The sequence below is a fragment of the Enterobacter sp. JBIWA008 genome (genome assembly GCF_019968765.1).
Classification (GTDB): Bacteria; Pseudomonadota; Gammaproteobacteria; order Enterobacterales; family Enterobacteriaceae; genus Enterobacter.
The window spans coordinates 2,909,902-2,922,332 of record NZ_CP074149.1; the positions used below are offsets into that span (position 1 = coordinate 2,909,902).

Annotated in this window: 10 protein-coding genes; 4 read left to right on the top strand and 6 right to left on the bottom strand. The window is 55.7% G+C overall.

Going from position 1 to position 12,431, the window contains the following annotated elements; translation table 11 throughout:
- Nucleotides 1–5 precede the first annotated feature (5 nt).
- Together edd and zwf are read right to left on the bottom strand one after the other, a co-directional pair.
- Complete coding sequence (gene edd, locus KGP24_RS14050) at nt 6–1,817, bottom strand: phosphogluconate dehydratase (protein WP_223560848.1); 1,812 nt, start codon at nt 1,815–1,817, stop codon at nt 6–8.
- Nucleotides 1,818–2,049: 232 nt separating this feature from the next.
- Nucleotides 2,050–3,525: a glucose-6-phosphate dehydrogenase gene (gene zwf / locus KGP24_RS14055; RefSeq protein WP_008500457.1), complete on the bottom strand. Its 1,476-nt coding sequence runs from the start codon at nt 3,523–3,525 to the stop codon at nt 2,050–2,052.
- Nucleotides 3,526–3,881: 356 nt separating this feature from the next.
- Between zwf and KGP24_RS14060 the strand changes: the two genes are divergently transcribed.
- Together KGP24_RS14060 and pyk are read left to right on the top strand one after the other, a co-directional pair.
- Nucleotides 3,882–4,751, top strand: a complete 870-nt coding sequence (locus tag KGP24_RS14060; RefSeq protein ID WP_223560849.1) for a MurR/RpiR family transcriptional regulator — start codon at nt 3,882–3,884, stop codon at nt 4,749–4,751.
- A 140-nt stretch (nt 4,752–4,891) separates the two neighbouring features.
- The gene (pyk, locus tag KGP24_RS14065; RefSeq protein WP_020883399.1) at nt 4,892–6,334 is read left to right on the top strand and encodes a pyruvate kinase; all 1,443 of its coding nucleotides are present in this window, start codon (nt 4,892–4,894) and stop codon (nt 6,332–6,334) included.
- Nucleotides 6,335–6,380: 46 nt separating this feature from the next.
- Here the strand turns inward: pyk and lpxM are convergent, their stop codons facing one another.
- The 3 genes from lpxM to znuA all read right to left on the bottom strand — a co-directional run bounded on the left by lpxM (nt 6,381) and on the right by znuA (nt 9,753).
- Nucleotides 6,381–7,352 (bottom strand): lauroyl-Kdo(2)-lipid IV(A) myristoyltransferase, encoded by a 972-nt coding sequence (lpxM, locus tag KGP24_RS14070; protein WP_223560850.1) that lies wholly within the window; start codon nt 7,350–7,352, stop codon nt 6,381–6,383.
- 121 nt (nt 7,353–7,473) lie between these two features.
- A complete protein-coding gene (gene mepM / locus KGP24_RS14075) occupies nt 7,474–8,793 on the bottom strand; it encodes a murein DD-endopeptidase MepM (protein WP_223560851.1) in 1,320 nt (439 codons plus the stop codon).
- A 15-nt stretch (nt 8,794–8,808) separates the two neighbouring features.
- Nucleotides 8,809–9,753 carry a zinc ABC transporter substrate-binding protein ZnuA gene (gene znuA, locus KGP24_RS14080; RefSeq protein ID WP_193941540.1) on the bottom strand — a complete coding sequence of 315 codons (945 nt, stop codon included), beginning with the start codon at nt 9,751–9,753 and terminating at the stop codon, nt 8,809–8,811.
- 77 nt (nt 9,754–9,830) lie between these two features.
- On the opposite strand from znuA, the gene znuC reads away from it, so the two are divergent.
- The gene (gene znuC, locus KGP24_RS14085; RefSeq protein ID WP_045326743.1) at nt 9,831–10,586 is read left to right on the top strand and encodes a zinc ABC transporter ATP-binding protein ZnuC; all 756 of its coding nucleotides are present in this window, start codon (nt 9,831–9,833) and stop codon (nt 10,584–10,586) included.
- The gene (gene znuB, locus KGP24_RS14090; RefSeq protein WP_223560852.1) at nt 10,583–11,368 is read left to right on the top strand and encodes a zinc ABC transporter permease subunit ZnuB; all 786 of its coding nucleotides are present in this window, start codon (nt 10,583–10,585) and stop codon (nt 11,366–11,368) included. The genes znuC and znuB overlap by 4 nt, the downstream gene beginning before the upstream one ends.
- 47 nt (nt 11,369–11,415) lie before the next feature.
- Here znuB and ruvB read toward each other — a convergent pair whose 3' ends face one another.
- Nucleotides 11,416–12,426, bottom strand: coding sequence for a Holliday junction branch migration DNA helicase RuvB (ruvB, locus tag KGP24_RS14095; protein ID WP_023336108.1), 1,011 nt, complete (start codon nt 12,424–12,426; stop codon nt 11,416–11,418).
- Nucleotides 12,427–12,431: the final 5 nt, after the last annotated feature.

Below are 12,431 nucleotides of genomic sequence, written 5' to 3' on the forward strand. Positions count from 1 at the left end.
TCGTCTTAAAACGTAATACAGGTTGCGCCCTGCTCCGCACCGGAGAGTTTCTCGCGCAGCGCGCTGAACATTTCGCGTCCGGTACCCACGCGCGATGCGCTCAGGTCAGGAATATGGGGCTGACGTGCCGCCAGCTCGGCGTCATCGACCAGCAGGGTTAACTCGCCCGTCTGGCCGTTCACGCGGATCATGTCACCGTCGCGCACTTTCGCCAGTAAACCGCCGTCGTAAGCTTCCGGCGTCACGTGGATGGCTGAAGGTACTTTACCTGAAGCGCCTGAGAGACGTCCATCGGTTACCAACGCAATTTTGAAACGGCGGTCCAATAATACACCAAGCGGTGGCATAAGTTTATGTAATTCTGGCATCCCGTTGGCTTTAGGCCCCTGATGACGCACCACCACCACGCAGTCTTTATCGAGCAGACCGGCGTCAAAGGCGGGTAATACGTCGTGCTGGCTTTCAAACACCACCGCTGGCGCTTCGATAACCTGGTTCTCTTCGGGTACGGCAGAGGTCTTCATCACCGCGCGACCGAGGTTGCCGCTCAGCACTTTGGTGCCACCATGAGGAGAGAACGGTTTGTCGATCGTGGCAATCACCTGCGCATCAAGGGACGCGCTCGCTCCTTCACGCCAGTCCAGCTCGCCGTTGTTCAGCCACGGCTCCTGGGTGTAGCGCTGAAGGCCAAAGCCCGCCACGGTATTCACGTCTTCATGCAGCAGTCCGCCCTTCAGCAGCTCGCGCATCAGCAGCGGTACGCCGCCTGCGGCCTGGAAGTGGTTAATATCCGCCGGACCGTTCGGGTACAGGCGCGCCATCAGCGGCACCACGGAAGAGATCTCGGAGAAGTCATCCCAGTTGATCAGAATGCCCGCCGCGCGCGCCATGGCCACCAGATGCATCGTGAGGTTGGTTGATCCCCCCGTTGCCAGCAGCGCGACAATTCCGTTGACGATGACCTTTTCGTCGACCATTTTGCCCATCGGCATCCATTCATTGCCGTTGCCGGTCAGACGCGTGACCTGACGGGCCGCGGCCTCGGTCAGCGCCTTGCGCAGCGGCGCATCCGGCTGGATAAAGGACGAGCCAGGAAGCTGCATCCCCATAAACTCCACGACCATCTGGTTAGTATTAGCCGTACCGTAGAACGTACAGGTCCCCGGCGCATGGTAGGACGCGGCTTCCGCCTCCAGCAGCGCCTGACGGTCTGCTTTCCCTTCCGCGTACAGCTGGCGAATACGCACTTTTTCTTTGTTTGGCAGACCGCTCGCCATTGGGCCGGACGGGACGAAGATCGCAGGCAGATGCCCAAACGACAGCGCCGCCATCACCAGGCCCGGAACAATTTTGTCGCACACGCCGAGGTACAGCGCGCCATCAAACATATTGTGTGACAGGCCAACCGCCGCGGACATGGCAATCACTTCGCGGCTCAGCAGGGACAGTTCCATACCGTCCTGCCCCTGCGTCACGCCGTCGCACATGGCAGGTACACCGCCCGCCACCTGGCCCACCGCGTTCACGCTGTGCAGCGCGTTACGGATGATAGTGGGATAGACCTCATACGGCTGGTGCGCGGAAAGCATATCGTTATAGGAGGTAATGATGGCGATATTATTACGCAACATGCTTTTCAGCGACGCTTTATCTTCAGGCTGGCAGGCGGCGAAGCCGTGCGCCAGGTTCCCGCAGGCCAGCTGAGATCGGTGGACGGTGTTGCTCTTTGCCTGTTCAATCCGGGCGAGGTAGGCCGAGCGGGTCTCTTTCGAACGCTCGATAATGCGTTGTGTTACGCGTAACAATGTCGGATTCATAAAAGCTCCTCTAAATTATCTGTCCGGCTCAGGAGTTTACAAAGTCGCTGGCAGTTGTTAACAACGCTGAAACGCTTGCTGTCCGGAGCTCTGGGGCAAAATCACTTCCGGCAGTGTAATAAAAAAAGCTCCGCGGGTGAATCCACGCGGAGCTTAAAAGTTGAAAATTGTGCCACTAGCTGTGTTAGATCATGTTACCGGTAAAATAACACTTTCGAGCTAGAGGATTATCTTACTCAAACTCGTTCCAGGAGCGGCCATCGCGGGTGATCATCGCCACCGACGCGACCGGTCCCCAGGTACCCGCCTGATACGGTTTAGGCGCATCCTGATCGGCAGCCCAGGCTTCGGTGATGGAGTCGACCCATTTCCACGCCTCTTCCACTTCATCGCGGCGCACGAACAGCGCCTGGATACCGCGCATGGTTTCCAGCAGCAGACGCTCGTAAGCATCGGCCAGGTGCGTCTGGTTAAAGGTTTCGGAGTAGCTCAGATCCAGCTTGGTGGTCTGCAGGTTGTGTTTATGATCCAGCCCCGGCACTTTGTTCAGGATCTGGATATCCACGCCCTCGTCCGGCTGCAGACGAATGGTCAGTTTGTTCTGCGGCAGTTCCTGCCAGGACTCTTTGAACAGGTTCAGTTCCGGGTTTTTGAAGTAGACGACAACTTCGGAACATTTGGCCGGCAGACGTTTACCGGTGCGCAGGTAGAACGGAACTCCCGCCCAACGCCAGTCGTCGATATCCACGCGGATCGCTACGAACGTCTCGGTGTTGCTGGACTTGTTCGCGCCCTCTTCTTCCAGGTAGCCCGGCACTTTTTTGCCTTGCGCAAACCCGGCGGTGTACTGACCACGAACAGTCTTCTCACGCACGTTGGAGCGGTCGATGCGGCGCAGTGACTTCAGCACTTTCACTTTTGCGTCACGGATGCTGTCAGCCGTCAGGTCAGACGGTGGAGACATGGCAATCATGCACAGAATTTGCAGCAGGTGGTTCTGGATCATGTCGCGCATCTGACCGGCCTGGTCAAAGTAACCCCAGCGACCTTCAATCCCCACCTCTTCCGCCACGGTGATTTCCACGTGGTCGATAGTGCGGTTGTCCCAGTTATTCACAAACAGGGAGTTAGCGAAACGCAGCGCCAGCAGGTTCAGTACCGTCTCTTTACCGAGATAGTGGTCGATACGGTAGACCTGGCACTCTTCAAAGAACTCGCCCACCTGGTCGTTGATTTCGCGCGAGGTTGCCAGGGACGTGCCCAGCGGCTTCTCCATCACGACGCGCGCCGGTTTGGCGTTCAGTTTGGCTTCGCCAAGACCTTTACAGATGGCGCCGAAGGTGCTTGGCGGCATGGCGAAATAGTTAATGGTGACACGGTTTTTCTGATCCAGCATCGCGCCTAAACGGGCGAACGCGCTGACGTCATTAACGTCCAGGTTACAGAAATCGAGACGTCCACTCAGGGTATCCCACAAACTTTCATCAATTTTTTCTTTCATGAAAGTTTCGAGCGCCTCGCGGACGACTTTGGTATAAGCGTCCTTGTCCCAGTCGGCGCGCCCTACACCCAGGATACGGGTATCCGGATGAATTTGGCCCGCTTTCTCCAGTTGATACAGGGAAGGCAGCAATTTTCGGCGTGCAAGATCGCCTTTCGCGCCGAAAATGACCAGATCACATGCCTGGGCTGTTTGCGTTACCGCCATGTCATTCTCCTCAGTTGGATCACCTGGTACTTCTGCCAGGTATCGTTGTAATTTTATTACAATGCACTGTACTGCTTTTACGTCATTCCCGAAACCATTAGCGCTTATCGTCGCGTGCGATACCGCGATTTTCCACTCTTTGGGTGATTACGGCGGCGTAATGACGCAACAACCGTTGTTTCTTTGCGCAACAGGGTCATAGCAAAACCCGACACCGATCAAGTAATGAAAAAAAACAACAACATTATCTTGTCGATTGTTACCCTTAATGGAAGCCACAAGGGTAATATCGGCTAAATCGAATCACGATGTCATCAATTTATGAAATCGTTTACACCCATGAGCGTCCTGTTAACATGAACATGCTGGAAAAAATCCAGTTTCAACTGGAACACCTTAGCAAATCCGAGCGAAAAGTGGCCGATGTCATTCTCGCCTCCCCCGCTCAGGCGATTCATTCAAGCATCGCCGCTCTGGCACAGGAAGCGGGTGTTAGCGAACCGACGGTCAATCGCTTTTGCCGCAGCATGGAAACGCGCGGCTTTCCTGATTTTAAACTGCATCTGGCGCAAAGTCTGGCTAATGGCACCCCTTATGTTAATCGTAATGTGGATGAAGACGACAGCGTTGATGCCTATACCGCGAAAATTTTTGAATCGGCTATGGCTTCGCTTGACCACGTCCGTCAGTCTCTGGACATGAGTTCCGTGAATCGCGCGGTGGATTTACTCACCCAGGCCAAGCGGATTGCCTTCTTTGGTCTCGGGTCGTCGGCTGCCGTGGCGCATGACGCCATGAACAAATTTTTCCGCTTTAACGTCCCGGTTATTTATTCAGATGATATTGTGCTGCAACGCATGAGCTGTATGAATTGCAGTGAAGATGACGTCGTGGTAGTGATTTCGCATACCGGCCGCACCAAGAGTCAGGTAGAGCTGGCACAGCTGGCCCGTGAAAACGATGCCATGGTGATTGCCCTCACCACGGCAGGCACGCCGCTGGCCCGTGAGGCGACGCTGGCGATCACCCTCGACGTGCCGGAAGACACCGACATTTATATGCCGATGGTTTCGCGACTGGCACAGCTCACCGTGATTGACGTGCTGGCAACCGGTTTTACCCTGCGTCGGGGGGCAAAATTCCGGGATAACTTGAAGCGGGTCAAGGAAGCTCTGAAGGAATCGCGTTTTGATAAAGAATTGCTTATAAAGAGCGATGTTCCCTGATAGTTGATAACGAAGACGTAACCAATAATTACGATGTAACGATTTACGGCATTCGGTCCACTCTCCGCTGCCTTGCAGCAGATGAAGGCCGATTCAATGTTCACGCAACACCAAAGTTGTTTCAGTCAACGGAGTATTACATGTCCAGAAGGCTTCGCAGAACCAAGATCGTAACCACCTTAGGCCCGGCCACCGATCGCGATAATAATCTCGAGAAAATTATCGCCGCCGGCGCCAACGTGGTGCGTATGAACTTCTCTCACGGTACGCCAGAAGACCATAAATTACGTGCCGATAAAGTGCGTGAAATCGCAGCAAAACTGGGCCGCCACGTTGCTATTCTCGGCGATTTGCAGGGTCCAAAAATCCGTGTTTCGACCTTTAAAGAGGGTAAAGTATTCCTCAATATCGGCGACAAATTCCTGCTTGATGCCAACCTGGGCAAAGGCGAAGGCGATAAAGAAAAAGTCGGTATCGACTATAAAGGCCTGCCGGCAGACGTGGTGCCTGGCGATATCCTCCTGCTTGACGATGGTCGCGTACAGCTGAAGGTGCTGGAAGTTCAGGGCATGAAAGTGTTCACCGAAGTCACCGTCGGCGGCCCGCTCTCCAACAATAAAGGTATCAACAAACTGGGTGGCGGCCTCTCTGCTGAAGCGCTTACCGATAAAGACAAAGCGGACATTGTGACTGCTGCGCTGATCGGCGTTGACTACCTGGCCGTCTCCTTCCCGCGCTGCGGCGAAGACCTGAACTATGCGCGTCGCCTGGCTCGTGATGCAGGCTGCGATGCCAAAATCGTCGCTAAAGTTGAACGCGCGGAAGCCGTTTGCGATCAGGATGCCATGGACGATGTGATCCTCGCGTCCGACGTAGTGATGGTTGCTCGCGGTGATCTGGGCGTGGAAATCGGTGACCCTGAGCTTGTCGGTATCCAGAAAGCGCTGATTCGTCGCGCACGTCAGCTGAACCGCGCGGTGATCACCGCCACTCAAATGATGGAATCGATGATCACCAACCCAATGCCAACCCGTGCAGAAGTCATGGACGTGGCTAACGCCGTGCTGGACGGTACCGATGCGGTGATGCTCTCTGCGGAAACCGCTGCAGGCCAGTATCCGGCAGAAACCGTGGCCGCCATGGCGCGCGTTTGCCTGGGCGCTGAAAAGATCCCAAGCATCAACGTCTCTAAACACCGCCTGGACGTGCAGTTCGACAATGTGGAAGAAGCGATTGCGATGTCTGCGATGTACGCGGCAAACCATCTGAAAGGCGTTACCGCGATCATCACCATGACCGAATCTGGCCGCACCGCGCTGATGACCTCTCGTATCAGCTCTGGCCTGCCGATCTTCGCCATGTCCCGTCACGAACGTACCCTGAACCTGACGGCGCTGTACCGCGGCGTGACGCCGGTTCACTTCGACAGCACCAATGATGGTGTGGCAGCCGCGCACGACGCCGTTAACCTGCTGCGCGACAAAGGCTATCTGGTGTCCGGTGATATCGTCATTGTGACCCAGGGTGACGTGATGAGCACCATCGGCTCAACCAACACCACGCGCGTCTTGACGGTAGAGTAATAACGTCTGTATTAAAAAGCCCTCTCCAGATGGAGAGGGCTTTTTTTTATTTCTTCGGATAAAGCTCTTTGCGTTTATAAGGCTCTGTTTCACCCGGTTTACGCGTTTTAAGCAGCTTAAGTATCCACGTGTACTGTTCGGCATGCGGCCCCACCAGGATTTCCACCTCTTCGTTCATTCGACGCGCGATGGTGTGGTCGTCCGCGGTGAGTAGATCGTCCATCGGCGGACGGACCTCTATACTCAGACGATGCGTTTTACCGTCATAGACCGGAAATAGCGGGATCACGCGGGCACGACAGACTTTCATCAGGCGACCAATCGCGGGGAGCGTCGCTTTATAGGTCGCAAAGAAATCGACAAACTCGCTGTGCTCGGGGCCGTGGTCCTGATCCGGCAGATAGTAGCCCCAGTACCCCTGACGAACCGACTGAATGAAGGGCTTAATGCCATCGTTACGCGCATGCAAACGTCCGCCAAAACGACGACGCACCGTATTCCAGACAAAATCGTAGATTTTATTTCCCTGGTTATGGAACATCGCCGCCATTTTCTGGCCCTGGGACGCCATTAGCATCGCCGGAATATCAACGCCCCAGCCGTGGGGGACAAGGAAAATGACTTTCTCGTTATTGCGGCGCATCTCCTCGATGATGTCCAGCCCTGTCCAGTCAACGCGATCGACGATTTTATCCGGCCCTTTCAGCGCCAGTTCCGCCATCATCGCCATTGCCTGCGGCGCAGTGGTATACATTTCATCAATGATTGCCTCGCGCTCGGCGTCGCTTTTCTCAGGAAAACAGTAGTAGAGGTTGATCTGCGCGCGGCGGCGGGCGCTCTTGCCTAAACGCCCGGCCAGACGGCCAATTTTCCCCAGAACCGGATCGCGGACGGAAGCAGGCAGCATCGCCATCCCCGCAAAGGCGTAGACACCAAGCCAGGCGCCCCAGTTGCGCGGATGGCGGAAGGATTTTTCAAACTCAGGAATGTATTCAATATTGTTTTTTTGGGTTTCCATGCTGGATCCAGGGTCTGATGACACAAAATTTTATTCAGATAGTGTAGCGAGGCAGTCGTCCACGCACAAAAGAAAAAGCCGGCGTCAGTGTGCGCCGGCTTTTTTAACAAAAACAGAGGGCTTAGTTTAAGCTCAGCTGCGGAATAACCTCTTTCACCTGCGCCAGATAATCAGTACGGTCTTTACCCGTCAGGCCTTCGGTGCGCGGCAGTTTCGCCGTCAGCGGGTTCACGGCTTGTTGGTTGATCCACACTTCATAGTGCAGGTGAGGGCCGGTAGAGCGTCCGGTATTGCCGGAGATCGCGATGCGGTCACCACGCTTCACCTTCTGGCCCGGTTTAACCAGCAGCTTACGCAGGTGCATGTAGCGGGTCGTATAAGTGCGCCCATGTCGTACCGCGACATAGTATCCGGCAGCACCGCTACGTTTGGCCACCACCACTTCGCCATCCCCTACCGCCAGTACCGGAGTGCCCTGCGGCATGGCAAAGTCAACGCCACGGTGCGGCGCGACGCGCCCGGTTACCGGGTTCAGACGACGCGGGTTAAAGTTAGAGGAGACGCGGAACTGTTTTGCCGTCGGGAAGCGCAGGAAGCCTTTCGCAAGGCCCGTACCGCTGCGGTCATAGAACTTGCCGTCTTCGGCACGAATCGCGTAGTAATCTTTGCCCTCGGAGCGCAGACGCACGCCCAGCAGTTGGCTTTGCTCGCGCTTGCCGTCCAGCATTTCGCGGGACATCAGAACGGAGAACTCATCGCCCTTCTTCAGTTTGCGGAAATCCATCTGCCACTGCATGGCTTTGATCACCGAACTGATTTCAGCGCTGGTCAAGCCCGCATCTCGCGCGCTGGAAACAAAGCTCGCGCCCACGGTGCCTTTCAGAACGCTGTTAACCCACTCACCCTTCTGCATTTCGCTGGTCATCTTGAAACCGTTTGCAGTGCGATCGTAGGTGCGGGTTTCGCGGCGGGACATTTCCCAGGTCAGACGCTGCAGATCGCCATCCGCCGTTAATGTCCAGGAGAGCTGCTGTCCGATTTTCAGGTTACGAAGATCTTTATCCGCAGCCGCCAGCTGGCTGATATTGCCCATGTCGATGCCGTACTGGTTCAGCACGCTGCTTAGCGTGTCTCCGGTAGACACCACATATTCGTGGATACCCGCTTCGTTCTCGGTTTTATCGTCCAGTTCATCCTGCGGGATGGCTTCATCTTCCTGGGCCGCCTGGTCGATAGGCTCACTGGCTTCAGGCAGCAAAGAACGGATTTCGCTCTTTTCAAGCTCAATAGTTTTGATGATAGGGGCAGAACTCGGGTGGTAAACATAGGGCCGCCAGACGGCGACCGCTAAGGTGAGTACTGTAAGCGACCCCAGCATAACGCGGTGGGGTCGAGGCAAATTGTTAAATGCCAGGGCGACAGAGCGGGCTATCTGTTGCACGTATTCACTTCCTCGTTAATCTCCTTTCAGGCAGCTCGCATACTGGTTCGCCAGTTGGCTGAGGAACTGCGAATAGCTCGCTTTGCTCAACTGGATATTCGTTCCTAGCGGGTCAAGGGTCCCCATGCGCACGGATGTCCCCCTGGCCACGGCTTCTACGACCGCTGGCCTGAACTGCGGCTCAGCAAAAACGCATGTCGCTTTTTGCTCAACCAACTGTGTTCTGATTTCATGTAAACGCTGCGCACCAGGCTGAATTTCAGGGTTGACGGTGAAGTGACCCAGCGGGGTCAAACCGTAATGTTTTTCGTAATAGCCGTAGGCGTCATGAAAAACGAAATACCCTTTACCTTTCAGCGGTGCGAGCTCATTACCCACCTGCTTATCGGTTGCGGCTAATTGTGCCTCAAAATCCTTCAGGTTGGCGTCTAGTTTGGCTCGACTTTGCGGCATAAGTTCCACTAATTTGTCATGGATTGCAACCGCTGAAAGCCGCGCTATCTCTGGGGATAACCAAAGATGCATGTTGTACTCGCCGTGATGGTGATCTCCATCACCTTTTTCACCGTCTGCAGCATGATGGTCATGTTCGTCACCGTCGTCATCCGCCCCTTTCATGAGCAACGGTTTCACGCCGGGGAGTGCGGCAATCGCGACCTGCTTTTCGCCAGCAACCTGTTTTGCTGACTTCTGCATGAACGCTTCCATTTCCGGGCCAATCCAGACGACTAAGTCCGCGTTTTGCAAGCGTTTTACATCTGACGGGCGCAGGGAATAGTCATGCTCAGATGCACCATCAGGGAGCAAAACCTGGGTTTCCGTCACCCCGTCGGCAATGGCCGACGCGATGAATCCGAGTGGTTTAAGCGAAGCGACAACCGCAGCGTTAACATCTTGTGCGGTTGTACCCCAAAGGGCAGCGGATAATGCTGCGAAAAGAAGCGTATTTTTATGTAACATAATGCGACTAATCATCGTAGTGAATGCGTGGAATGTGATATTATAACATTCGTTGACTTCTTCAAGCTTAAAATGACATGACGACATTGGTTTCTCTTGAAAATATTTCGGTCTCATTCGGCCAGCGCCGCGTCCTCTCTGACGTGTCGCTCGATCTGAAGCCCGGCAAAATTCTGACGCTGCTCGGTCCCAATGGCGCAGGCAAATCCACCCTGGTGCGCGTGGTGCTGGGTCTGGTCGCCCCCGATGAAGGCGTGATTAAGCGCGAGGAAAAATTGCGTATTGGCTATGTGCCGCAAAAACTTCACCTTGACGCCACGCTGCCGCTGACGGTCAGCCGTTTCCTGCGTCTGCGCCCCGGCACACGGAAAGCAGATATTCTCCCGGCACTGAAACGCGTGCAGGCGGGCCATCTTATCGATGCGCCACTCCAAAAACTGTCCGGCGGTGAAACTCAGCGTGTTTTACTTGCCCGCGCGCTGCTGAGCAGCCCGCAGCTGCTGGTACTGGATGAGCCGACTCAGGGTGTGGATGTGAATGGTCAGGTTGCGCTTTATGATTTGATCGATCAGCTACGTCGGGAGCTTGATTGCGCAGTGCTGATGGTGTCTCACGATCTGCATCTGGTGATGGCAAAAACCGACGAAGTGCTGTGTCTCAACCATCATATCTGCTGCTCCGGTACGCCTGAAGTGGTGTCAATGCACCCGGAATTTATCTCTATGTTCGGCCCCCGCGGCGCTGAACAGCTGGGCATTTACCGCCATCATCATAATCATCGCCATGATTTACAGGGACGAATCGTACTACGTCGGGGAAATGGACACTCATGATTGAACTGTTACTGCCCGGCTGGCTGGCCGGGATTATGCTTGCCTGCGCCGCGGGTCCACTCGGCTCGTTTGTTGTCTGGCGCAGAATGTCCTATTTTGGCGATACCCTGGCGCATGCGTCTCTGCTGGGCGTTGCCTTTGGTCTGCTGCTGGATGTGAACCCCTTCTACGCGGTAATTGTGGTCACGCTGCTGCTGGCGGCCGGTCTGGTCTGGCTGGAAAAGCGCCCTCACCTAGCGATTGATACGCTGCTTGGCATCATGGCGCACAGTGCCCTGTCTCTGGGCCTGGTGGTGGTCAGCCTGATGTCGAACATCCGCGTGGATCTGATGGCCTACCTCTTCGGTGACCTGCTGGCCGTGACGCCGGAGGATCTCATCGCTATCGCCATTGGGGTGGTGATGGTGCTCGCCATTCTGCTCTGGCAGTGGCGGAATTTACTGGCCATGACCGTCAGCCCGGATCTGGCGTTTGTCGACGGCGTGAAGCTGCAGCGCGTAAAACTGCTGCTGATGCTGGTGACGGCGTTAACGATTGGTGTCGCGATGAAGTTTGTCGGCGCGCTGATTATTACGTCGCTGCTGATCATCCCTGCCGCCACGGCGCGTCGTTTTGCCCGTACGCCGGAGCAGATGGCCGGCGTAGCCGTGATTATCGGAATGATTGCGGTAACGGGTGGGTTAACCTTCTCGGCGTTCTACGATACCCCTGCGGGGCCGTCCGTGGTGCTGAGTGCGGCGGTGTTGTTTATCTTCAGTATGATGAAGAAGACCGCGAATTAACATGAAGGGCGCTGATGCCCTCTCCCTCAGGGAGAGGGAACAAAACATTACGGCATTGCCGGTGGTGTAATGCCGAAATGATTCCACGCCCGCACCGTTGCCATACGTCCACGGGGGGTGCGCTGCAGGAAGCCCTGCTGGATCAGATACGGCTCCAGCACATCTTCAATCGTCTCACGCTCTTCCCCAATTGCCGCCGCCAGGTTATCCAGCCCGACCGGGCCGCCAAAGAACTTATCCAGCACCGCCAGCAGCAGTTTACGGTCCATATAGTCAAAGCCTTCGGCATCGACGTTCAGCATATCCAGCGCCTGAGCGGCGATCTCGGCGGAAATCGAGCCATCGTGCTTCACTTCGGCAAAGTCGCGCACGCGGCGCAGCAGACGGTTGGCGATACGTGGCGTACCGCGAGAACGCTTCGCCACTTCAAACGCGCCCTCTTCGCTCATCTCCAGCCCCATATAGCGGGCGCTACGGCCAACGATGTGCTGGAGGTCCGCCACCTGGTAAAACTCAAGACGCTGCACGATGCCGAAACGGTCGCGCAGCGGAGAGGTCAACGACCCGGCGCGGGTGGTAGCGCCAATCAGGGTAAAGGGTGGCAGATCGATTTTGATGGAGCGCGCGGCCGGGCCTTCACCGATCATGATATCCAGCTGGTAATCTTCCATCGCCGGATAGAGCACTTCCTCCACCACCGGTGACAGGCGGTGGATCTCATCGATAAACAGCACGTCATGCGGTTCGAGGTTGGTCAGCATCGCAGCGAGATCGCCCGCCTTCTCCAGCACCGGGCCGGAGGTGGTGCGCAGGTTGACGCCCATTTCATTGGCGACGATATTCGCCAGCGTGGTTTTCCCTAAACCCGGAGGGCCAAAAATCAGCAGGTGATCGAGCGCATCGCCGCGCAGTTTTGCCGCCTGGATGAAAATCTCCATCTGGGAACGAACCTGCGGCTGGCCGATATACTCATCAAGCAGCTTAGGGCGGATCGCGCGATCCACCACGTCTTCTGCCTGAATAGTGCCTGCCGACACCAGGCGGTCTGCTTCAATCATCCTTT

Bases quoted from the DNA above. Each gene is read 5' to 3' on its own strand.
- znuA (WP_193941540.1), bottom strand. From the start codon at position 9,753: ATGTTACATAAAAATACGCTTCTTTTCGCAGCATTATCCGCTGCCCTT.
- pyk (WP_020883399.1), top strand. From the start codon at position 4,892: ATGTCCAGAAGGCTTCGCAGAACCAAGATCGTAACCACCTTAGGCCCG.
- ruvB (WP_023336108.1), bottom strand. From the start codon at position 12,426: ATGATTGAAGCAGACCGCCTGGTGTCGGCAGGCACTATTCAGGCAGAA.
- znuB (WP_223560852.1), top strand. From the start codon at position 10,583: ATGATTGAACTGTTACTGCCCGGCTGGCTGGCCGGGATTATGCTTGCC.
- KGP24_RS14060 (WP_223560849.1), top strand. From the start codon at position 3,882: ATGAACATGCTGGAAAAAATCCAGTTTCAACTGGAACACCTTAGCAAA.
- lpxM (WP_223560850.1), bottom strand. From the start codon at position 7,352: ATGGAAACCCAAAAAAACAATATTGAATACATTCCTGAGTTTGAAAAA.
- edd (WP_223560848.1), bottom strand. From the start codon at position 1,817: ATGAATCCGACATTGTTACGCGTAACACAACGCATTATCGAGCGTTCG.
- zwf (WP_008500457.1), bottom strand. From the start codon at position 3,525: ATGGCGGTAACGCAAACAGCCCAGGCATGTGATCTGGTCATTTTCGGC.
- znuC (WP_045326743.1), top strand. From the start codon at position 9,831: ATGACGACATTGGTTTCTCTTGAAAATATTTCGGTCTCATTCGGCCAG.